The sequence below is a fragment of the Salinimonas lutimaris genome (assembly GCF_005222225.1).
In the GTDB taxonomy this organism is placed as follows: Bacteria; Pseudomonadota; Gammaproteobacteria; order Enterobacterales; family Alteromonadaceae; genus Alteromonas; species Alteromonas lutimaris.
The window spans coordinates 1,716,390-1,739,430 of record NZ_CP036536.1 but is presented as its reverse complement, the minus strand read 5'-3'; the positions used below and the strand labels follow the sequence as shown (position 1 = coordinate 1,739,430).

Annotated in this window: 19 protein-coding genes; 10 read left to right on the top strand and 9 right to left on the bottom strand. The window is 50.5% G+C overall.

Annotated elements, in window-relative coordinates; genetic code table 11:
* Positions 1 to 17 precede the first annotated feature (17 nt).
* From EZV72_RS07415 to EZV72_RS07400, 4 genes are read right to left on the bottom strand one after another with little or no spacing between them, the layout of a single operon-like run.
* Positions 18 to 911 carry an amidohydrolase family protein gene (locus tag EZV72_RS07415; RefSeq protein ID WP_137166648.1) on the bottom strand — a complete coding sequence of 298 codons (894 nt, stop codon included), beginning with the start codon at positions 909 to 911 and terminating at the stop codon, positions 18 to 20.
* A complete protein-coding gene (locus tag EZV72_RS07410) occupies positions 908 to 1,927 on the bottom strand; it encodes an amidohydrolase family protein (protein WP_137166647.1) in 1,020 nt (339 codons plus the stop codon). The genes EZV72_RS07415 and EZV72_RS07410 overlap by 4 nt, the downstream gene beginning before the upstream one ends.
* 4 nt (positions 1,928 to 1,931) lie before the next feature.
* The gene (locus tag EZV72_RS07405; protein ID WP_137166646.1) at positions 1,932 to 3,020 is read right to left on the bottom strand and encodes a 4-oxalomesaconate tautomerase; all 1,089 of its coding nucleotides are present in this window, start codon (positions 3,018 to 3,020) and stop codon (positions 1,932 to 1,934) included.
* Positions 3,017 to 3,709, bottom strand: a complete 693-nt coding sequence (locus EZV72_RS07400) for a 4-carboxy-4-hydroxy-2-oxoadipate aldolase/oxaloacetate decarboxylase (RefSeq protein WP_137166645.1) — start codon at positions 3,707 to 3,709, stop codon at positions 3,017 to 3,019. Before EZV72_RS07400 ends, EZV72_RS07405 begins: the two co-directional genes overlap by 4 nt.
* Positions 3,710 to 3,833: 124 nt before the next feature.
* Here EZV72_RS07400 and EZV72_RS07395 point away from each other — a divergent pair, with 124 nt between their 5' ends.
* Together EZV72_RS07395 and EZV72_RS07390 are read left to right on the top strand one after the other, a co-directional pair.
* Positions 3,834 to 5,021, top strand: a complete 1,188-nt coding sequence (locus EZV72_RS07395) for a LysR family transcriptional regulator (RefSeq protein WP_137166644.1) — start codon at positions 3,834 to 3,836, stop codon at positions 5,019 to 5,021.
* 89 nt (positions 5,022 to 5,110) lie between these two features.
* On the top strand, positions 5,111 to 7,540 hold the full coding sequence (locus tag EZV72_RS07390; RefSeq protein WP_137166643.1) for a TonB-dependent receptor: 2,430 nt from the start codon (positions 5,111 to 5,113) through the stop codon (positions 7,538 to 7,540).
* A gap of 8 nt (positions 7,541 to 7,548) precedes the next feature.
* Here the strand turns inward: EZV72_RS07390 and EZV72_RS07385 are convergent, their stop codons facing one another.
* Complete coding sequence (locus EZV72_RS07385; RefSeq protein WP_137166642.1) at positions 7,549 to 8,433, bottom strand: helix-turn-helix domain-containing protein; 885 nt, start codon at positions 8,431 to 8,433, stop codon at positions 7,549 to 7,551.
* 123 nt (positions 8,434 to 8,556) lie between these two features.
* Between EZV72_RS07385 and pobA the strand changes: the two genes are divergently transcribed.
* On the top strand, positions 8,557 to 9,771 hold the full coding sequence (gene pobA, locus EZV72_RS07380) for a 4-hydroxybenzoate 3-monooxygenase (protein ID WP_137166641.1): 1,215 nt from the start codon (positions 8,557 to 8,559) through the stop codon (positions 9,769 to 9,771).
* A gap of 145 nt (positions 9,772 to 9,916) precedes the next feature.
* Positions 9,917 to 10,837 (top strand): alpha/beta hydrolase, encoded by a 921-nt coding sequence (locus EZV72_RS07375; protein WP_137166640.1) that lies wholly within the window; start codon positions 9,917 to 9,919, stop codon positions 10,835 to 10,837.
* 13 nt (positions 10,838 to 10,850) lie between these two features.
* On the opposite strand, the gene EZV72_RS07370 is transcribed toward EZV72_RS07375, so the two are convergent.
* Complete coding sequence (locus EZV72_RS07370; RefSeq protein ID WP_137166639.1) at positions 10,851 to 11,300, bottom strand: Lrp/AsnC family transcriptional regulator; 450 nt, start codon at positions 11,298 to 11,300, stop codon at positions 10,851 to 10,853.
* A 96-nt stretch (positions 11,301 to 11,396) separates the two neighbouring features.
* On the opposite strand from EZV72_RS07370, the gene EZV72_RS07365 reads away from it, so the two are divergent.
* Positions 11,397 to 11,993: a LysE family translocator gene (locus EZV72_RS07365; RefSeq protein ID WP_137166638.1), complete on the top strand. Its 597-nt coding sequence runs from the start codon at positions 11,397 to 11,399 to the stop codon at positions 11,991 to 11,993.
* A 57-nt stretch (positions 11,994 to 12,050) separates the two neighbouring features.
* On the opposite strand, the gene EZV72_RS07360 is transcribed toward EZV72_RS07365, so the two are convergent.
* Entirely contained in the window at positions 12,051 to 12,557 is a 507-nt protein-coding gene (locus tag EZV72_RS07360) for an acyloxyacyl hydrolase (RefSeq protein WP_137166637.1), read from the bottom strand.
* A 224-nt stretch (positions 12,558 to 12,781) separates the two neighbouring features.
* On the opposite strand from EZV72_RS07360, the gene EZV72_RS07355 reads away from it, so the two are divergent.
* The 5 genes from EZV72_RS07355 (at position 12,782) to EZV72_RS07335 (ending at position 19,937) form a co-directional block, all read left to right on the top strand.
* On the top strand, positions 12,782 to 13,405 hold the full coding sequence (locus tag EZV72_RS07355; protein ID WP_137166636.1) for an NAD(P)H-dependent oxidoreductase: 624 nt from the start codon (positions 12,782 to 12,784) through the stop codon (positions 13,403 to 13,405).
* Positions 13,405 to 15,342, top strand: coding sequence for a monovalent cation:proton antiporter-2 (CPA2) family protein (locus tag EZV72_RS07350; protein ID WP_137166635.1), 1,938 nt, complete (start codon positions 13,405 to 13,407; stop codon positions 15,340 to 15,342). Before EZV72_RS07355 ends, EZV72_RS07350 begins: the two co-directional genes overlap by 1 nt.
* A gap of 1,044 nt (positions 15,343 to 16,386) precedes the next feature.
* Positions 16,387 to 16,878, top strand: coding sequence for a (2Fe-2S)-binding protein (locus EZV72_RS07345; RefSeq protein WP_137166634.1), 492 nt, complete (start codon positions 16,387 to 16,389; stop codon positions 16,876 to 16,878).
* Positions 16,875 to 19,172 carry a xanthine dehydrogenase family protein molybdopterin-binding subunit gene (locus EZV72_RS07340; RefSeq protein ID WP_137166633.1) on the top strand — a complete coding sequence of 766 codons (2,298 nt, stop codon included), beginning with the start codon at positions 16,875 to 16,877 and terminating at the stop codon, positions 19,170 to 19,172. Before EZV72_RS07345 ends, EZV72_RS07340 begins: the two co-directional genes overlap by 4 nt.
* A gap of 12 nt (positions 19,173 to 19,184) precedes the next feature.
* On the top strand, positions 19,185 to 19,937 hold the full coding sequence (locus EZV72_RS07335) for a hypothetical protein (RefSeq protein WP_137166632.1): 753 nt from the start codon (positions 19,185 to 19,187) through the stop codon (positions 19,935 to 19,937).
* A gap of 68 nt (positions 19,938 to 20,005) precedes the next feature.
* On the opposite strand, the gene EZV72_RS07330 is transcribed toward EZV72_RS07335, so the two are convergent.
* Both EZV72_RS07330 and EZV72_RS07325 read right to left on the bottom strand, forming a co-directional pair.
* Positions 20,006 to 22,288 carry a xanthine dehydrogenase family protein molybdopterin-binding subunit gene (locus tag EZV72_RS07330; RefSeq protein WP_137166631.1) on the bottom strand — a complete coding sequence of 761 codons (2,283 nt, stop codon included), beginning with the start codon at positions 22,286 to 22,288 and terminating at the stop codon, positions 20,006 to 20,008.
* Positions 22,289 to 22,290: 2 nt separating this feature from the next.
* Positions 22,291 to 22,779, bottom strand: a complete 489-nt coding sequence (locus tag EZV72_RS07325; protein ID WP_137166630.1) for a (2Fe-2S)-binding protein — start codon at positions 22,777 to 22,779, stop codon at positions 22,291 to 22,293.
* Between the last annotated feature and the right edge of the window lie 262 nt (positions 22,780 to 23,041).

Sequence of the window (23,041 nt, the reverse complement as noted above, 5' to 3'; positions counted from 1 at the left end):
GTGTCATCCTTATCAGTTTAGTCTGCCCAGTACAGGCGCATTGGGTTATCTACCAGCAACTTGTGCTGCAAAGCCTGCGTGGGCGCAATTAACGGGATCATATCTACCAGCTTGCCGTCATCCGGCATGTGACTTTTCATGTTCGGATGTGGCCAGTCGGTGCCCCATAACACGCGATCAGAAAAACGCTCGACAATCGTGCGGGCAAAGGGAACCACATCCAGATATTGCTGCGCCGGGCCGTCCAGGGACAGGCGTTCCGGGCAGCTGACTTTGGTCCAGAAGTTGTCATGTTCGGCCATCAGTTTCAAAAACAGGCCGAACTCCGGTCCGTCCACCGGTTTGCTGACATCGGGACGGCCCATATGATCCACCACCACTGTGGTTGGTAAGCGGGTAAAAAAGTCATACAGCCCCGCTAGCTCCTGGGCTTCAAAATAAATAACAATGTGCCAGCCCAGTGGCTTTATTTTGTGGGCTATAACTTCCAGATCGTCAAACGGCAGTGCATCAACCAGTCGCTTAACAAAATTAAAGCGCACGCCGCGCACACCAGCGGCATGCAGGGCTTCAAGCTCTGCATCACTGACATCCCGGGTTACCGTGGCAACCCCGCGCGCCATATCACCGGCATGCTGTAGTGCATCTACCAGCGCCCGGTTGTCGGCCCCATGGCAGGTAGCCTGCACAATGACATTGCGGCTAAAACCAAGAAAATCACGTAGCTGCCACAATTGCTGCTTAGACGCATCGCAAGGGGTATATTTACGTTGCGGGGCAAACGGAAATTCTTCGCCAGGGCCAAACACATGACAGTGCGCATCAACAGCGCCGTCAGGTACGCGAAATTCAGGCCGTGAAGGTGACTGATGCCAGTGCAACCAGTCGGCGTCGGCAGTAAATGTACTCACAGTCCCATCTCCCTGAGCTTTTTGTCCAGTCGCGGATAAACCCGGCGAGCATTACCGCTGTATATCTGGGCTCGCTGCGCCTCAGTTAAATCCAGCGCATCCACATAACGTTTGGTATCGTCAAAATAGTGGCCGGTTTGCGGGTCAATACCCCGAACCGCACCAACCATTTCAGAACCAAACAAAATGTTATCTAAATCAATCACATCAAACAACAAATCAATACCCGGCTGATGATAAACACAGGTATCAAAATACACATTTTTCATCACATGTTCAGCCAGTGGCGGCTGTTTAAGCATGTCTGCCAGCCCCCGGTAGCGTCCCCAGTGATAAGGTACTGCCCCACCACCATGAGGAATCACAAAACGCAGATCAGGAAATTCTTTAAACAGGTTGCCCTGCAAAAACTGCATAAACGCAGTGGTATCTGCATTCATATAATGAGCGCCGGTGGCGTGGAAGTTAGCATTACACGACCCGGAAACATGGATCATCGCAGGCACGTCCAGCTCAACCATTTTTTCATAAAACGGATACCAGCTCTCATCTGTCAGCGGCGCTGAGGTCCAGTGGCCGCCTGACGGATCCGGATTCAGATTACAGCCCACAAAGCCCAGCTCGTTAACACAGCGTTCCAGCTCTTCTACACTGTTTTTAATTGGCACGCCCGGAGACTGAGGCAACTGACACACGCCAATAAAATGTTGTGGATATAAGTCGACCACGCGTTTGATTAAATCATTACAGGCACCGGTCCACTGTCTGGATACACTTTCATCACCAACATGGTGCGCCATGGCAGAGGCGCGGGGCGAAAAAATCGTCATATCCAGGCCACGCTCTGTGAGCAGCTTTAACTGATTTTGCTCGATACTGTCCTGAATCTGGCCATCGCTGATGTGCGGCACCTGGGGTAATGCTTTACCTGCTTTGTACGCCTCAATCTGAGCGTCGCGAAACAGCTGAAGCGGTTCAGGCGCAGTGGTGTAATGGCCATGGCAATCAATAATCATACATTCACTCCGTTGTGATGTTATCGGTAGGAATTAATAGTTCACCGCGCATCAATAATCGTGCGGTACGCAATAAGGCAGAGCGGGCCAGCACCGGCTCAGTCGGGGTGGTGGTCAGGCTAACCTGCATGGCAACAGAAAACAGACCGGTTGGATGCTCAATACCCAGCGCATCTCCCGGTTGCTGAACATCCACATATTTGGCCGCCACCGTACCGGGAATGGCACAGGCGGTGGCCACGCTAACCGAGCCAAGAACGCCAATGGCATCGTGAACCCGGTGCGGAATAAAAGTGCGAGTGCTAACCACTCCAGCATGGGTGGCATGGCTAAGCAGACACATTTTAGGAATAGTCTGGTGGGTGACATCACCCAGATTCATACGTGGTGCAATGGCCAGCCGAATACGCTCCACCCGTGCTTTGAGGTTCTGGTCAGCCTCCAGTTCAGCCGGACTTTCAGTGCCGGACACGCCAAGCGCACTGGCATCCATCAATACCACTGGCATGCCATTATCAATACAGGTCACCTGAATATCATCCACAGTATCAGTCAGGTGGCCGGTAGGAAATAACGCGCCACAACTACTGCCGGCAATATCCTGAAAATCAATCAACACCGGCGCGCTGCTACCCGGTACCCCGTCAATCACAGCGTCACCATAATAGGTCACCTGACCGCCTGGCGTTTGCACTGTGGCCCGGGCAAACGCATCGGTGTTAACCATGCGGATACGCACTTCGGTGATCTCATCACCGGCACTGACCAGCCCCTGCTCAATGGCAAACGGCCCTACCGCAGCCAGCATGTTGCCGCAGTTCTGGGTATCGGATACCTGGGCGCAATCCACTGACACCTGTAAGAACAGATAATCAACATCCGCCCCGGGATGGTCTGACGGACTCACAATCGCCACTTTGCTGGTCAGCGGGTTAGCACCGCCCACGCCATCAATTTGCCGGTTATCCGGCGAACCCATAGCGCGAAGCAGATACTGGTCACGCAGTGCGGTGTCAGCAGGTAAATCGCTGGCCAGAAAAAACAAGCCTTTTGACGTACCGCCGCGCATCAGACTGGCAGCAATCGCTTTCATGATTGTTGCTCGTGATAGCTGACGTAGCGCAGGCCTTTTTCGGCCAGACGCTCGCGCATATTATAAATATCCAGTCCCAGCTCACCGGCAGCCAGTCGATCCCGTTTACTGGCTTCGTTGGCCAGACGCTGACTGACCTTATCAAACACGGCGTCAGCCTGAAGTCGGGGGACCACTACCACACCATCATCGTCAGCAACAATCAGATCGCCCGGGTTCACCAGCGCACCGGCACACACCACCGGTACATTCACGCTGGCCACGGTTTCTTTTACCGTGCCCTGGGCGTACACCGTTTTAGACCAGACCGGAAATCCCATTTCGGTGAGCGTGGCAATATCTCTGACCCCGCCATTGATAATTAATCCTTTGACTCCCCGCGCTTTTAGCGAAGTGGCCAGCAAATCGCCAAAAAAACCATCACTACACGGACTGGTTGGGGTTACCACCAGCACATCGCCTGGCTGACACTGTTCTACGGCCACATGAATCATCCAGTTATCACCAGGCGCAACCTGACAGGTCACTGCATTGCCGGCAATGGCTGCCGGCCGGTAGATCGGCTTCATATCGGCGTGCATTAAACCGCAGCGCCCCTGCGCCTCATGGACGGTGGCTACTTCAGCCTGCTGAAAATTGGCCAGCGTCTGTTCACTTAATCGCGGGCAGTCAGTCACACAAATCGCCATAACATTTATCCTTTTCTCTGATGTGTTACCAGTATCGACAATATGTTCTGTGCTGGCTTGTTAGAAAACTGTTACATGCCATTAATTTTTTCTATAGTATACTTTTTTAAAAGAAGGAGAGCGGATGGAAATTAGTCTTAAACAATTGCGTTGTGCAAGCCAGATATATAAATATTCTAATCTAAGCAAGGCTGCTGAGGCATTATTCCTGACCCAGTCCGCGGTCACGCAAAACATTAAAAAAATGGAAGATTCGCTGAACACGAGGCTATTTGACCGGCATGCTGCCGGGATGCAGGCCACCGTCGCAGGCCAGGCGTATCTGCAACGCACAGCCCGGGCCCTGCAATTTTTAAGCGATGCGGCTCAGTCTATGTATCCGGTAGATAAACACGCCCGCGAGCATTTTGAACGCAGTATTACCGTCAGGCAGCTCAGCGCGCTTATCGCTCTTACCCGCGAACCCAATTACACTCAGGCCGCCCGTACTCTGAATCTGACTCAGCCGACGCTGCACCGAACTATTAAAGAACTGGAAAAGCTGTGCGATCAGCCCCTGTTTCAACGCTCTTTCCGGGGCGTTGATGTGAGCCGCCGGGCGCGACATCTGCGCCGCTTTGCCGGCTTATTTTTTGCCGAGCTGGAGCAGGCGGCTGACGAGCTGGCAAGTTTTGGCGGGCAGCACCGGGGTCGGTTGAAAATTGCCACCCTGCCCCTGGCCCGAACCATGATTGTGCCTGACACCGTTTTAACCGTAATGAAGCGCTATCCTCACGCCAGAGTCAACATTACCGATGGGGCCTACGACGAGCAGCTTCAGGCCCTGCGCCATGGTGACTGCGACATTCTCATCGGCGCATTGCGCGGGCAAACCGAGGATATCACCGAACACCCCTTATTTGATGACACGCTCAGTGTGGTAGTCCGTCACGGCCACCCTCTGGCCAACGTGCAGCATCTTAGTTTGCAACAGTGGCTGGCACTAAAATGGGTGGTGCCCCGTGAGCACACACCGGCTCGTAATACCTTTCACGCCATTTTTGACCGGATGGGACTGGCAGTGCCGTCTGATATCATTGAATGCAGTTCACTGGTGGTGACCCGGGGCCTGCTGATGCAAAGTGACCGTGCAGCACTGTTGCCGGCCCGTCAGGTCAGTACTGACGTGGCTGCCGGCTGTCTGGCCGTCAGCCCGGTTCCCCTGTTTGACTCGCCGCGGCCAATTGGCTATTCCGTTCGCGCTAACTGGCAGCCAACCCTCATTCAGCAGCATTTTATTGATTTGCTTACCGCCCGGCATGCACAAACATAGACATATTGATAATCAGGCAAACTTGATAATCGCCAAATGGTGAACTTTACTAAGCCTACAGTTGGTCGTTAAATCACCTTAGGTTTGCTGTGTTAAAACAATCAAAAAGATACAAGCCATCATGGATTTCGCTGTCAGTGATGCTGGCAATGAGCGCTGGTGTTAGCGCGCAGGATGCCCAGGTACTTATCAACCTGGCTGAGATTGAAAAGGTTAATGTCACCGCACAGAAACGGGTACAGGATGTGCAGGATGTACCCATTTCCATTTCAACCCTGTCAGCCAGCACTATTGCAGATCTGGATATCAGCGATGTGACTCAGGCATCCAAGCTGATCCCCAATGTAATGATGGACAATACGTCGCCTTTTGCTGGCTCCAGCTCTATTCTCAGTGCTTATATTCGCGGTATTGGCCAGAATGACTTTGCTTTTAACCTGGAGCCGGGCGTGGGTGTTTATGTGGATGGCGTCTATTACGCCAGAACACTGGGCGCTGTTGTTGATACGCTGGATCTGGACCGTATTGATGTGCTCAAAGGCCCGCAAGGCACATTGTTTGGCAAAAACACCATCGGCGGCGCCATCAGTATCACATCCCGGGCACCACAAGATATACAGCAAATGCGGGCGGAGTTAACCGGTGGCAGCTTCGGGCGCACGGACATCCGGGTCAGCGCAGATATTCCGCTTTCCGAGAACTGGTTATCTCAGGTGTCATTTTCTTCTAAACAACGCGACGGCTATCAGGACCTGATAGATTTTCCCGGTAGCGAGGCTTTTAATACTGACACCGGCAGATTTAATACTGTTAATAAACAACGCTCAGCAGATGACGCAAAAGGTGGTCAGGATGAAATCAATGGCCGGGTGAAGTTTCAGTATCAGGCTGACGAAGACTTTACACTGACGCTCAGCGCCGACTTTACCCGCGTTGATGAGACTGCTTTGCCTACTACCCTGCTGCAAATGGACGTGCTGCCAGGCGGTGTACTCGGTCTGTATAATACGTGTATCTCCACACCGGCAGATACTCTTGAACAACTCGGTCTGGGTGCGGCTTGTGGCCCCAGGGCAACGGTCGGATCCGCACTGGCGGGCGTCAATATAGATGACAACCCGGATAATGACCGACTGCTTTTTACTGATGCCTTTATTACCGGTTCAACAGATGTGGCCTACAAGGGGGGGAGTAATTTCTCGGTGCTGGATGCCTGGGGCGTCAGTGCTATCATGGAATGGCAGCTCCCGGACCAGATGATGCTAAAATCCATTACTGCCTACCGGGACCTTGAGTCGCAGTTTGGTATGTCGACAATTCCATCACCGATCACCGGCTCTGACATTTCATTTGATATGCGCCAGGACCAGATCAGTCAGGAAGTGCAACTGACCGGCACCGGCTTTAATGATGCCCTGCAATGGGCCACCGGGCTGTATTATTTTCATGAAGACGGAACCTTGCTCGATACCGTGATATTTGGTGAAGGACTGATTCAGATATACGGCTTGAATTCCCTGGATAATGAATCCATCGCCGCATTCACCCACCTGAACTACCGGTTAAACAACCATTGGGGGCTGACCTTTGGTGCCCGTTACACGCACGAAGAAAAAGAACTGGAGGGAGGTCAGCGCGAGCTCAATCAGTTTGCTCTGAAATTAGGTTTCCCCTCATTTTTGCTACCCGATCAGTCTGATCTAACCCGCATTTATCCACTGGGTGTGCAGACGCTTGACTTCGACAATTTTAAAATAAAAGCCGGCGCTGAATATTATCCAAACGAACAGACCATGGTGTATCTGTCCTACTCTGAAGGGTTTAAATCAGGGGGCTGGACAACCCGCCTGACTGCGCCGATTGAAGAAAATATAGCCCCCACCTTTGATCCTGAAGAAGCCAAAAGTATTGAACTGGGTTTGAAAGCAGAGTTCTGGGATGACTCGGTCCAGTTAAATATGGCAGCGTTTGCCACCGACTACTCAGATGTTCAGGTGATGGCCAGTAGAGGACTAACGCCGTACTTTGACAATGCAGCCCAAAATGATATCTATGGTTTCGAAGTAGAATCTCAGGTTCTGTTAAATAACGATTTGTATATGAATCTGTCGTATGGCTATCTGGATGCTAAATTTGATGAGGTAGACGAAGATGGCGAGATAATCGTTGGCACCCGGCAAATCAACTCACCAGAACACAGCGCTAATGCCCGCCTGCGTCATTATCTGCCGCTGGACTCCGGCGCCGAACTTATCTCCATGATTGGCTGGTCGTTTACCTCACAAACCACTAACAACAATCTGGCAACAGAATTACTGAAACAAAGCTCGGTTGCTCAATACGATCTGGCGGTGAAATATGTTTCTGCCGAGGGAGACTGGCATCTGACACTGCGAGGTGACAACCTGAGCGATGAACAAGTCATCGTTAACGGCGTGTTTAGTGATACGTATGTTACAACCTCCGCAGTTTACACTGCGGGACGAACCTGGTCACTGACACTCGGCGTGCATTACTAGATGACACACTAATACCGATGCTGTTTACGAAAATGTCCGGCCGTCATTCCCTCACATTGTTTGAAGGTACGACAAAAATAAGCGGTATCCTTGTAGCCCAGCGTACTGGCGATGCCCTCAAGTGGTTGTCGGGTATAGAGCAGCCGGCGTTTTGCTTCATTATGCAGACGCTGCACAATAAGCTGCTTAGGTGATAGGCCCAGTGCTCGGGCGCAAACCCGGTTGAGCGTGGACGCTGATACAAACAAGGCAGCTGCATAGCGGGCGACTGGCCAGTGACTGATATAGTGAATATCAATCAGGGCTTTAAACCTCGACAGCAGCTGCACATCACTGCCTTCGTGATAAACCTGCTGACTCTGCCGGCTTCTGTTCACAGCAATAAATATCAGTTGTATGAGATGCTCTATCACCAGTGATGTCTGGGCTGCCGGCTGACCCAGTTCTTGTTTTAATAGCCCTAAATATTGTCTGAGGTGGCTCACAGCCTGCCTGTCACATTCTTCAATAACCTGCGGCTGCCACTGCGTTAAGAACATGTTGTTTATTTCAGCAGACCCGGACAAGCGGCTCAGCAAAGCAGTATTAATTGACAGTACATAGCCCCGGGTGCCGGGCGAAAAATGAAATCCGTGCACAACACCGGCCGGAATCACTGCAATGCTGTTACCCTCAAGCAGATGAGCGCTGCCATCCAGGCTGGCCTGCCATTGTCCGTCGAACACACAAATCAGCTGCAACAGGGCATGATGGCGATGCGCCGCTATGCGCCAGCTAAGCTGCTGACTGCGCGCCTGTACATCTTCTATATGTACAAAATCAGCCGGTGTCACTGACTGCTGCTCGCCGTACAGGCTATATACCGGAATATCCTGATTTACTGACGCTGCCATGAGACTTACCTGCTCTAACCTTAACTTTCGAATGACTCAAAAGTACAATTTTTTGCGGGATAAGTGAATAGAACAAACAACTTTTTTACGTCACATTAACCCTCATGCTAAGCGGAGGTTTTTATGACAACACAAACTCATCACACGCAGGTCGCTATTATTGGCGCAGGTCCTTCCGGCTTATTATTAGGCCATCTGCTGGACCAGGCCGGAATCAGCAATATTATCGTAGAGAGAGCAGACCGGGATTATGTACTGGCGCGTATCCGGGCCGGTATTTTAGAACAGGGTTTTGTGGATCTGGTCAAGCAGGCCGGTGTACATCATCGCATGGAAAAAGAAGGCAAAGTGCATCACGGGTTTGATATTGCGTTGTATGGCCAGCGCACACGTATTGATCTGACACGATTAACAGACGGACAATCTGTAATGTGCTACGGGCAGACCGAGATTACCCGGGATATGACCGAGGCCAGAGAGCAAAAAGGCTTACCGACATTTTACACTTGCCATGATGTAGCACTGTCTGACGTACAGGCTTCCCCGGTGGTGACCTTTGAGCAAAACGGACAACAGCATCGCATTACCTGCGATTATGTTGCCGGCTGCGACGGATTTCACGGAGTGTCGCGCCGCACTATTCCTGAGCACAAACGCACAGAGCATGAGCGGGTTTATCCCTTTGGCTGGCTTGGTTTACTTAGTGACACACCACCCGTAGCGGATGAACTGATTTACTGTAAAACCCACCGTGGCTTTGCGCTGGCCAGTATGCGCTCTGATACCCGTTCACGCTATTATTTACAGGTGCCGGTTACAGATGACGTGAAAAACTGGTCGGATGATGCCTTTTGGGATGAACTGAAAAAACGCTTACCTGAAGATTTAGCGCAGCAGCTGGTGACCGGCCCGAGTATTGAAAAAAGTATTGCCCCGCTACGCTCATTTGTGTGTGAACCCATGCAGTACGGCAAGTTATTTTTGGTTGGAGATGCTGCGCATATCGTGCCGCCAACTGGTGCCAAGGGGCTGAATCTGGCTGCTTCTGATGTATCAACCCTGTACCAGTTGCTTGATAGGCACTATAACCGCCAGGACAAGGACGCGCCCTATCGTTATTCTGAAATAGCACTGCGCCGGGTTTGGCACGCTGAGCGTTTCTCCTGGTGGATGAGTAACATGCTGCATGACTTTGATCAAACTCAGGTAAACGGAATGGAAAAACTGACATTTGACCGGTTTATGCAATCTGAACTGGACTTTTATCTGTCTCATGAAGAAGGGCAGAAAGTTATCGCAAGGCAATATGTTGGCCTGCCGTACGAAGCCATAGACTGAACACAGGGTATGGACAGCGGTGATGAGCGCGGAGACCGTCTGACCAATTACTGCACAGAATACAGCCTGTTAGTTTTGTACGTAAACCGAATGCTAACGTGCGCTGTAAAGACATGTAGGATTATCAATAAGGTCAATACTCATTATGAAAAAAGCTCTCATCGCCTCCGTGGTCGCATTATTTGTCACTGGCTGCCAGACGCAGACTGTGGCGACCCAACCACCAGTCGATGCGGCCATGGCAATACAGGCAGCGAATATGACGATACCGGTTACCAGAACCTACAAAGAAACAGACTCCGCGAACCTTCAGCTGGATTTATTTTTGCCTGATGCAAAACAGCAGCCGGCTAAACTTGTGGTTTGGGTTCACGGCGGCGCCTGGATGCGTGGCAGTAAGGACGAAACCATGCAGAGAAATGGAAATCTGGTTCGCTCCCTTCTTCAAAAAGGATACGCTGTAGCAGCCGTCGACTACCGTCTAAGTGGACAGGCGAAATATCCGGCCGCCATCGAGGATGTCAACGACTCAATCAATTACCTTGTTGCCAATCAACAGGAACTCAATCTGCAGGCAGATCAGGTCATCGTGATGGGCGGCTCTGCCGGCGGTCACCTGGCTTCTGTTATCGCAACGGCAAACAATGACAAGGCGCCCTTTTTTAGCTCAGCGCCACAATATAAGATTGTCGGTGCCGTAGATTTCTATGGGCCTGTCGATCTTCATGAATTGAAGGGTAATAGCGGCGACGTGGACCATGATGCGCCGGATGCAGCAGAAGCGCGCTTTTTGGGTGTATCCCCGCGCCAGAATGAAGCTTTGGCCAAAGAAGCGTCAGCCACCACCTATGTTGATGCGCAAACTCCCCCTTTCATGATTTTTCATGGCACCGACGATGGGGTAGTCCCGGACAGCCAAAGCACACTGATGGCAGATACACTCAAACAGGCTGGCGTACCTTACTCTGTCGAGCTGGTAAAAGGCGCCCGTCACGGCGATCCGGTGTTTGATACAGACAAGTACGTCAATCAGGTTGTGCAGTTCACACAGCAGCATCTTAAGTAGCCGTTAAAGCATATCAGGCTCGCTCATCTTTGGGTGAGCCCATCACCACATGGGTAGTAATCGTGCGCACTTGTTCTATAGCGCCCAGCACATCCGCATGAAACCGCTTGAAAGCCTGTATATCTGCCGTTTCCACGCGTAGCAAATATTCAAAATTGCCGGTCACATTATGACACTCGCGAACCTCCGGACTACTTGATATGGCCTTTTCAAAACCGTGCTGAGAACGAGTTGAATGCTCTCCCAGCCCCACACTGACATACGCCACAAAGCCCCCGCCAAGCTGACGATGATCCAGCACCGCTCGATAACCCTTTATTACGCCCTGGCGTTCGAGTTCCTGTACCCGGCGCAGGCACGCCGAAGCAGACAAGCCTACCCGATCAGCTAGCTCAGTATTAGCAATGCGTCCTTCCACTGCGAGCACGCGCAATATTTCACCATTGAACTTGTCAATATCCATTATTTATTGCTCTTAAAATTATTTCAGCAATACATTTAGCCATAAACTTGCGTAGCATTCACGTTATAATTGTGCTTTACATAAGGAGACTTTTTCATGACACCTGAAGCGCTGTCCACACTGGCAGTTTTTGCAATTGTAGCCACTGTGACACCAGGCCCAAATAACCTAATGCTGATGTCGTCCGGAGTGAACTTCGGTTTACGCAGAACCCTTCCTCATTTACTGGGAGTTGCTACCGGCTTTGCTGTGATGATTGCCGGTGTGGGTATGGGTGTATCGCAGGTGTTTGAATGGTATCCCCCAGCATATGATATTTTGCGTGTTGCCTGTGGTGCTTATCTAATCTATCTGGCATACAAAATGGCGTTTTCTGGCGGCAAGGTTACGACGCAAAAACAAAAAACACGCCCTATGACCTTCTTTCAGGCTGCTATGTTTCAGTGGGTTAATCCGAAGGGCTGGACAATGGCTATTACGGCAACCAGTTTATATGCCTCAGACCACTCTGTGATAGGGGTACTTATTATTGCGGGTGTTTTTGGGCTGGTGTGTCTGCCGTGCAATAGTTTGTGGGTAGGTATAGGCTCCAGACTGGCCGGTTTTTTAAATGTACGAAAACGCCTACAGGTTTTTAATTTCTCAATGGCGTTACTACTTCTGGGCTCTGTGCTGCCAACGCTGGTTCAGTAAACGGTTAATGGCATTCCCTGCCATGCGGGTGCTTCTTGCTGGTAAGAGAATAACTGGCTAGAGGTTATAACGCAGGCTAAGGGTTATGCCCTCTGAGCCCGGATTGGTTTCGCCCAGGCCACCATTAGAGATGTGGCCGATTTCTGCTTCTACGGCCCAGCGCTCACTGAGCTGGTATTGCGCGCCCAGGGCTGAGTAAAACTCAATGTTGTCGCCCAACTCTTCAGGCGAATCCACCAGCCCGGCATGAAAGGCCACAGAGGTAGAAAAACGGCCATGTCGGTAAAACTCTTTGTGTGCGCCTAGTGAATAATAATGTTGCCCCTCATCCGCCCAGATAACCAGCGCGCTGGGTTGAATGCCATAGAAATCTTTTAGTGGTGTATGGATATAGGCAATATGCGCTGCACTACGATCAGCATCATCCATGACATTCCAGATCGCAGCGCCAACCTTCAGTTCTCCGAACTGATCCTGAGACGGGCCCTGAGCATAAGATGTTGTGGCTGTCAGTGCAGTAATCAGAGCAAAACTACCTGCAGCAAATGTGTGCTTTTTTTTCATAATTTCTGACTTACGTGGTTAGTTACAATAAAATTAATACGTTTTTGTCAGCTTCCGCCGATCTCTTTATTCTGCCCGAACTAATGAGGTCGCAGGAGTGACTGATCAAGTAGTCACCAAATGGTAACCCGTTGCAGTTACGATGAACGGCTGTCTATAGTGGATAGATACCCGTAAATTAACGGGCACATTACATGACCCTGTTTAACGCCAAGAGAAGTTTCATGCCCGATAATGTAAACCAGCGAGTGCTGGTATTGTTTGCCCATCCCTCTCAGGCCCGTTCTGAAGTCAACATGCCTCTTTATATGGACGCTTGTCGCGTTCCTGGTGTTACTGCTGTTGACCTGTATAGCGAATATCCCACGTTTAATATTGATATTGATAAAGAGCAGCAACGTTTGCTGGAGCACGATGTGGTGCTGTTTCAGTTTCCGCTCTACTGGTATTCCACACCATCAATTTTAAAAGAATGGCAGGATCTGGTACTCGAATATGGCTTTGCCTACGGACATGATGGTCATGCATTAAAAGATAAACTATTCCTGTGCGCCCTGTCAGCCGGAGGCCAGGCCGACGCTTACCAGACTGATGGCTACAACCACTTTACGATAAGACAATTGCTGCAACCACTTGAGCAGATGGCCAACCTGACCGGCATGCGTTATTTACCTCCATTGGCACTATTTGGCTCTCGCACTGCTAAAGAGGAAGACAGAATAAGCCGGCACCGAAGCCGGTATAAGCGCCTGCTGGAAGCCCTGGTGGCCGGTAACATCGATTATGCTATCGCTGCCAGTCTGCCCAAGATCAATCAGTATTGGCCTGATTCACAGGAGGACTGCTAATGACCGGTTATTTCTTACAAGCGTTTATCTATCTGGTTGCGGCAGTGGTGGCAGTGCCGGTGGCTAAAAAGCTGGGACTGGGGTCGGTGCTGGGCTACCTGATTGCCGGGTTATTAATTGGTCCGGTGCTGGGTTTGGTTGGCAGTGAAACCGAAACTATTCAGCATTTTGCTGAGTTTGGTGTGGTGATCATGCTGTTTCTGGTCGGCCTTGAGCTTGAACCCCGCGCCTTATGGAATATGAAACATAAGCTGTTGGGACTGGGCGGCTTACAGGTGGGCATCACCACTGTGGTAGTTATGGGGGGGGCCATGGCGCTGGGGCAGATATGGAGTATTGCCCTGACCATCGGGCTGATATTCGCTTTATCGTCTACCGCTATTGTGCTGCAAACCTTTCAGGAAAAAGGCCTGCAAAAAACCGAAGGGGGCCAGAGTGCGTTCTCGGTATTACTGTTTCAGGACATTGCCGTCATTTTTATGCTTGCTCTGATCCCCCTTCTGGCATTACCTGAACTCGTCAGCAACTCGCAGGAGGGTACCGGCGAAGGCCATAGTGGTGCGGCTCACTTTCTATCAAGCCTGCCGGGCTGGGCCTATGGGCTGGTGGTCATAGGTGCTGTAGTACTGGTGGTTGCCGCTGGTCACTATTTGAGTCGCCCGTTATTCCGGTTTGTCGCTTCCTCCGGCTTGCGCGAAACCTTTACGGCTACTGCGCTTATGCTGGTCATCGGCATTGCCGCATTGATGAGCCTGGTGGGGCTGTCCCCCGCCCTGGGTACATTTTTAGCGGGTGTGGTGCTGGCTAACAGTGAATTTCGTCATGAGTTGGAGTCAGCAGTAGAGCCCTTTAAAGGCTTATTACTGGGGTTATTTTTTATTACCGTAGGAGCAGGTATCAATGTCAGTGTATTGCAGGAGAATGCCTGGATTGTTGCCGGTGCCACACTGGGAGTTATCGTGGTTAAGGCCGTGCTGCTGGCCGGTATTGGCCAGCTTTTCGGTATTCGGGGCAGTGACCGCTGGCTGGTTACACTGAGTCTGGCTCAGGCTGGTGAGTTTGGTTTTGTGCTGGTTAACTACGCAGTGCAGAATCATGTATTGCCAACGCCAACCGCCCAGATATTGTCACTGGTGGTAGCATTTTCCATGTTTCTCACCCCCGGTTTATTTATTCTGTTCGATACTGTGATTCTGCCTCGTTATACCAAAAGCCGTAACCAGCAGCAGGCTGATGTTCCCGATGAAGCCGGTACGGTGGTGATTGCCGGTATCGGCCGTTTCGGGCAGATTGTTAACCGGTTACTGGTGGCCAATGGCCTGACGACCGTGGTACTGGATGTTCGTACCGAGCAGGTTGAACTGATGCGGCGCATTAATACCAAAGCCTATTTTGGTGATGCCTCCAAACCCGACATTTTGCATACCGCAGGAATTGAACAAGCCAGCATGATGGTCATTGCCATTGATAACCGGGAAACCACGGTGGATATGGTGAAATATATTAAACACACGTACCCGCATATTAAAATTCTGGCCCGCGCGTTTGACCGGGGCCATAGCTACCGCCTCAAGTACGTGGGGGCAGATTATACTGTCTCTGAAACCTACCATTCTGCTCTGGAGATGGGCGCAGAAGCATTACGCGAAAGTGGCTTTCACCCTTTTCAGGTGGAGCAGCAAAAAACGGCTTACCACAATATTGAGCGTAAGCAGGCTGATAGTCTGTATGAAGCCTGGCTGGATGACACCTCAGGTAAGCGGGTCGACAAAAACTATCTGAAACTGTTTATGCAGCTTGAAGAGCAGATCGGACAGGCCATGCAGCGAGACCGGGTCGACGGACACTCCCGCTCGCGGGGATGGACACCACCGCCCAAAGGCTATGCGGATAATCCCTCTCAGGAAGGTAACGAGATAAACAAAGCAGCCAAGTAGCTTTACGCCCAAAGGCCTTAGATGGGGGTTACCCGGCAGTAGTGATGTGCTTGCTCGCTTGTAAACCAACAGGCTGAGCGATGAACTATTACTCTGCCAGCCCCCTGACCTGTCAGGCACTGTTACGGCGTTTGAGTATTACTGACAGCCGATAAACTCAGTGCTCCATAGCGACCCTACTCACTATACTCATCGTAAACTTCGCCAGGTAATCTGGTGCTACAGTTAGCGCAGTGCATGAATCGCCGAGGATATTGCCCTGAACAACAGCTCGACGGAGCGCTTCTTCAGAAGCCACACGTCAGATTGAAGATTATATTCCTGGTTACTACAACCAACTGAGACCGCATTCAAACAATAATGACAAATGAAGCCGGCAATCAACACTGGCATAGTGACAACGATGTGACCACACTGACTTGACCGCTACACTATCTATTTCCCGTCAATCAAGCACATTCGACACTTAATGGCGTAAAGTTTATACAAATATTTAAAACTATTTTTCTATTCTTAGCGTCTGTTTTAAATTCACTTTTTCATTTCCCTTCTGTCGAAAAAGCGGTAGTCACCAAAAGTATACTAATTGTATTGCTGAACGCGGTAATTAAACTAAACCGCAAGTCTTTCGCAAGCTTTAACTTTGGGCATCTGCTAATCATTCTTTATTTAGTGGTCAAGGCCCTGCCATATATCCTGGAGTCAATCAGTGTGTAAACTAGTGTTCTGCAATACACATTATCTAAACGTTTATCGGCCTGAACTGCGCACCGAAAAGACCCGTCATCTAAATCAAAGCAATCGTGGCTTAGTGTTTCTTGAACAAGACTTTCAGGCTTGCTTTCGGCTTTCTTTAAACATCCACTCGACAGACCCCATGCCATGGTGTTCTACAGCTTCGTTCAGCCAGCTGAAAAAAGCAGCATTAAGATTAATTCTGAATTTAAAAATAACAACATTAACGAAAGCAAAACAGACCGTTCACTCCAGGCATTTCCTTGGTGAGAGCATCATAAACCACTTAATCACACGGTGAATAAAACCATGATTGAATTTACTTTAAACGGGAAAACGGTGCGCACCGATGCCGCACAGGATACACCTCTGGTATGGGTGATAAGAGACGAATTTGGTTTAAAAGGCACAAAATTTGGCTGTGGCGTAGCCATGTGTGGTGCCTGTACTGTTCATGTGGAAGGCAATGCCGTACGTTCATGCTCCTACCCTGTTTCTCTGGTAAAAGGGAAAGCGGTCAACACCATAGAAAGCTTCAACAATAAACATCCTCTTCAAAAGGCATGGGTAGAAGAACAAGTGCCGCAATGTGGCTACTGTCAGTCTGGGCAAATTATGCAGGCAGCAACGCTTCTTGATAGAAATCCCAGTCCGAGTGACCAGGATATCGTGAATCATATGAGCACAAACTACTGCCGCTGCATGGCATATGTGCGGATTAAAAAGGCGATTAAACGCGCGTCTGTCAATACGGTTGAAATCTTCGACCCTCGCACCACGACTGAGGGAGAGGACGCATGAGCATCAAATCATTAAGCCAGGCGAAAAAAGACAATATCAACCTCTCGCGTCGCTCGTTTATGGTGGGAACCGTAAACACCACGCTGTTGATGGCGTTTGGCGCATCGGCCATTCCTTCTGCACTGTCAGCCAGGGAGGCCTTAACAAGCAAGGTATTCTCGCCCAATGTATGGTTTGAAATGGATACCGCAGGTAATGTAGTGGTTAACATCGCCAAAGCAGAAATGGGACAACATGTCGGCACCGCCCTTGCGCGCATTCTGGCTGACGAACTCGAATGTGACTGGAACAAAGTATCTATCGTACATGTAGATACCGACCCCAAATGGGGTTACATGATAACAGGTGGTTCATGGTCCATTTTCCAAACATATAAACCCATGTCACAGGCGGGAGCCGCTGGTCGTCAGGTACTTATTAACGCTGGCGCAGCGCTACTTGGCGCAGCCCCCTCTACCGTCAAAGCACAAAACGGCTTTGTTGTTTCTGATAACAAAAAAATAAGCTATGGGGATATCGTAGCAAACGGTAATGTGGATAAAACCTATTCCGCTGATGAATTAGGTGCACTAGCGATAAAGCCCGGCAACAAACGTCATCTTATCGGTATAGGCAATGACTATAAAGCCTTGGATATTCCGCCTAAAACAAACGGCAGCGCCGTATACGGTATTGATGCTGAAGTAGAAAACATGCTGTATTCGCGCCCAATCTTGCCCCCAACACGCTATGGCAGCACCGTCACTCATGTTGATGATAGCCAGGCAAAACCACTGCCGGGCTATAAAGGCTTTAAAGTCCTGACCGATCCTTCAGGTACTATTGAAGGATGGGTTGTTGTTCTTGCAAGCGACTACCCAACAGCCATAAAAGCAGTTGATAAAGTTAAAGTAAGCTACCACGCCGGTAAAACAGCAAATATTAGCGAAGCCGATATTCAAAAAGAGGGCGAACGGATTTGTCGCGACCGCAGCGAAGGGACGCTTTTTGTTGATGAAGGCAATATTTCACAAGCACAGAAAAAGGCTGCTAATAGCATCGAGGCGATGTATACCACCGCCACAGCCAGTCATTTTCAATTAGAGCCGCTAAATGCCATCGCTGAATTTAAAGAAGGGAAATGGCACATTCACACGGGTAACCAGTGGCAAGGACTGACTCTTCCTGTCGTGGCACAAGCTGCTGAAGTGCCAGAAGCCGATGTGGTTATCCATCAGTACTATCTGGGTGGCGGCTTCGGACGTCGTTTATATGGTGACTGGATAATACCTGCGTTATTGACCGCTAAGGCCGCAGGTCAACCAGTAAAAATGGTGTTTATGCGCCCTGACGATACTATGTTTGACCAGCCGCGATCGGCCTCTACATCATTGTTTAATGCCTCATTTGACGCGTCGGGAAAATTTACCGGTATGGAACATGCGCTAGCCGCTGGTTGGCCGACATTGACAATGGCGCCCGGTTTTATGCCTGACGGCGTTGATGGCAAGGGCAAAGTGGACCCATTCTCAGCATCAGGTGCCGATCACTGGTACACCATGGAGCACCACAGAGCTCGTGTTGTCAATAATACCGTCGCGCAAGACACTTTTACCCCCGGATGGTTACGCTCTGTGGGACAAGGATGGATTGTTTGGGGGTTAGAGAGCTTTATCGATGAAATTGCTCATATAACTAAACAGAACCCAGTGGACTTCCGTCTTGCTATGTTGGATGGCAAGGGTAAGCAAGCAGGGAAAGCGCCAGAAAGCGTAGGCGGCGCTACGCGACTCGCCAATACCCTTGAAATACTCAAGAAGAAAACAGCAAGTGTAACATTTGGCGATAATGAAGGAATTGGCTTCAGTGTAACGGCGGGACAAGAGCGAACCATGCCGGCGTGGATAGCCACAGCAGCACACGTTCACGTGGATAAACGCTCGGGCAAAATTACCCTAAAAAAACTATGGGTGGTGGCTGATGCGGGTATTGTTGTTCACCCCGATGGGGCGCTGGCACAAATAGAAGGCTCGCTACTGTGGGGGGCCAGCCTTGCGCTGTTTGAGCATAATGAAATAAAAGATGGCTATGTTGCCAGGAAAAACCTACATACCTATTTACCACTTCGTATGAACGATGTACCTGAAATGGATATTGAGTTTGTTGATAGCAACGAATTTCCGGTTGGACTTGGTGAACCTGGCGTTATAGGTGTAGCTCCCGCAGTGGGCAATGCAGTATTCAATGCCACTGGCGTGCGACTTCGCCACCTTCCAATGCTTGCTTCCCATGTTACCGAAGCTTTAAAAGCGTAAGGAGTGTTTGCTATGAATAAATCATTTAAGTTCGTGCTCTTAGCAAGTCTGACGAGTGTTGCCGCCCTATTGGCAGTAGGATGCTCTAATGACAACAACATTACCACAGCAAGCAGCGAGCCGCTGCCAAAGGATGTTGCAACAATAACGACAGCCTATACAGCTTATAAATCACAGCCGGATGCCGACACCGCATTTGCGTACTTGTTTGATGTTGCCACCAGCCCGCGGTGTGTAAATTGTCACGGCGTTGTTGAAAATGGCGCCCACCGTCCAACCGTTGGTGATAACCGCATGCACCACCCGATGAATATCACTTCCATTAACAACCTGAAGATGGCAGTTCAAGATGGAGAGTTTGTTCAGGTAGGCGAAACAAACCCTGTTAATTGTCGTGGCTGTCACCAAAATAAAAACGCGGATGAACCGGGTCGTCCACCTGGTGCGGCAAACGACTTAATGCCTGGTTTTGTGTGGCATATGCCCCCCCCCACCATGATTATCGCGCGGGATATAACACCTGTACAGCTTTGCAATAATTGGTTAAATCCGCAGCTCAATTCATTTTTGGCACAACGGGGAGGACGGGAAGATATGAAAACCTTCAAAAAAGAGTTTGAACATCATGTCAAAGACGACCCTCTCGTGCGATGGGCCTGGGCACCGGGTCCAGGGCGCACACCAGCACCTGGCACCCACGAAGACTTTGCCAACGCGATGACACTTTGGATTAATGCAGGTGCCCCCTGCCCCAGTCAGTCATAACCAGACACAGGCCAAAAAAATACCCAGCCAACGGTGGCCGGGTATTGTCATTTGTCGCTGTACCAGGCTTAGGCTTTAAGCAGTGCCTTCACATGCTCAGAACGCATTGGTAATTGCTTGAGGCGCACGCCCACCGCATTAAATACCGCGTTACCAATGGCCGGAGCAATACCGATAACACCAGGTTCACCCAGGCCCACCGGAAATTCATCGCTTTCGACAAATTCAATATCCATATCCGGCACCTGATTAATGCGCAGTGGCGTGTAGCCGTTCAGGTTGTTGGCCTGCACCTTACCGTTCTCAAATTTATTGCCTTCGTACAATGCCAGACTGGTGCCCCACAGCATACCGCCTTCCAGCTGCGCCAGGCCGCCATCAGGGTGAACCACGATACCGCCATCAACCACAGCATCCAGCTTGAGCAATTTAATTTCGCCAGTCTTACGATCCACCTTAACGTGGGCAGCTGTCGCTATCCAGCAAGGCATGGTGCGCTCCTGCCCTGCGGTCACGGAAATACCAATGCCCTCGTCTTCGCCTAATTGACGATCAGCAATTTTCTTTTGCAGGCGCTCAAGCACATGCTTTTGGCGCAGTGCGCCGCCCACACTTTCAGGCGCTTTGCCACTTTGCTTGCCCTTACCATCCAGCATCGCCAGACGAAACTCCAGCGGATCCTGACCGGCTTTGTGCGCCACCTCGTCAATAAAGGATTCCAGGCCAAATACAATCCAGCCCTGCCCCACCGAGCGTAACCAGCCCGGCTTGAAGGCATCATGCGCCACATCGTTGTTGATTGCCCGGGCCCGGTGATTGGCCATGGTATACCAGTGGTCTGCCCCCGATGCGGCAAACGGATCTACCTTGCCGTTTTTATCAATCGCATCGGCCAGAAAATCCGGTGCGTTAGCTTTGGTCGGCCAGCCAGCAGCAAACGCATGGTCCATGCCGGTAAATTTACCATCGGCGTCAAAAGCGGCTTTAAATACCGAGGTTGACGCTGAACGCGGCTGATCAAAATAGCTGTCATCAGCCCGGGTAAAAATAAGCTTAACCGGCTTGCCGACTGCCTTTGCGGTCAGCACTGCCGGTACACTGTAATCCCCGTTAAGACGGCGGCCAAAACCACCACCCAGATAGTAGGAGTGCATAATCACTTCACTTTGATCAACCTGCGCCGCCTTAGCAATGTACGGCAGGGTGAGCGACTGCCACTGATTGCCGGTATGTACATGCCATTTGCCATCTTTAAACTCTGCCAGTGCATTAACCGGCTCAAGATGAAAGTGACTGGCGGTATCGGTGATGTAGGTAGAGCTTAATGTCTGTGAAGCGGCACTAAGGGCATCGGTCATATTGCCTTCATCCACGAACAACGAGCCACTATCAGCTTGATTGGCCAGCTCTGCCCCCCGCTTTTGAATATCGGCCTCAGAGATCTCGACGCCTTTACTCAGGTCATATTCCACTCTAATGGCATCCACCGCCTTGATGGCCGTTGGGTAATCCTTAGCCGTGACCACAACCCATCCCTGACAGGTCTCGCTGGGATCATCTAATATCACGTGCTCCAGATAACCCGGCAGTTTTTTGGCAGCGCTGTCGTCCACTGATTTTACTTTACAGCCAAACGCAGTAGGCGGCATCACAGGTCGGGCATAAACCATACCCTCCAGTTCCACATCAATACCATACATTGCCTGACCATTGGTTTTTGGCGGTATATCCAGTGCTTTGGTGTCTTTACCTACCAGACGCAGTTTGTCAGCCGGTTTAACTGGCATTTTACCCAGTTCTTCTTCACTGAACGTGCGATCAATCTTCCCTTTTTCAACAATCTCGCCAAAGCTTATGGATTTATCACCACTGGTCACCATGCCGTCGGCGGCTTCACAATTGTCCGGTTTTACGCCCAACAGTTTTGCGCCCGCCTCAATAAGCACCGTACGGCCAGCCGCGCCGGCCTGAGATAGAGGTTTATAAGACTGGAACACCGACCAGGAACCGCCGGTCACCATAAAGCCCCACTTAGGATCCGTATCGACATGGCGAATTTCAACTTTATCCCAGTCTGCGCCCAGCTCGTCTGCCACAATCCGGGCCAGGGCGGTGCCAACATGCTGACCCATTTCGGCGCGGGCGATATTCACCAGCACTTCGCCTTTATTGTTCATCTCAAACCAGATGGTGGGTGAAAAGGCCTTTTCAGACAAAGCCACCTGCGCGGTTTGCACACTGGCCAGCGCCGAAGGGGCAAATGCCATTAGCAGGGAGGCATTAACGGTGCCCACCATAAAACCACGGCGGGAAAGGTTGATCGTGTCTTTTTTCTTGTTACCCAGTCCCATAATTATGCCTCCTCGCCGTCGGCTTTAGGATCAAACATCTGAACCGCGCTGGCAGAGGCGGCCCGTTTTACGGCTTTTTTAATTCTGACATAGGCCATACACCGGCACAGGTTGCCGCTCATATGGGCGACAATTTCTTCGTCACTGGGGTTAGCGTTTTGTTCAAGCAGCGTGGCTGCCTGCATGATCTGACCAGACTGACAATAACCACACTGCGGCACCTGCTCTTCAATCCAGGCCGCCTGCAGCGGATGCTCATCGTTAAGTCCTTCAATGGTAGTAACGGCTTTATTGGCTGCAAGTGAAACGGGATAGGAACACGAGCGCACCGCGGTACCCTCTACATGTACGGTGCATGCGCCACACATGGCAATACCGCACCCAAACTTGGTTCCCTTCAAGCCCTGTTCATCACGGATCACCCACAACAGTGGCGTATCCTCCGCTGCCTCGGAGCGGACAGTTTTACCATTTAACGAAAATTCAATCATGGTCTTGTTACCCTGGTCAGTGCTAATAATGACAATACAAACCGGCTTGTATTGTCTGATATGTTGCCTCACCGTGTGGTGTGCGGTCAGGCAACATAAAAAGATTTGTTATGCGTTTTTTATTAAATAACGTCAGATCCAATGGTACTACGTCAAAAGTCGTAAATTGTACCAGTTTAACGGGTTAATTTTACACTTTAGCGGTTAACCGGTTATTCTGCCTGCAATATGCGCAGGCTTTAACCACAGCGCTGTCTTTAGC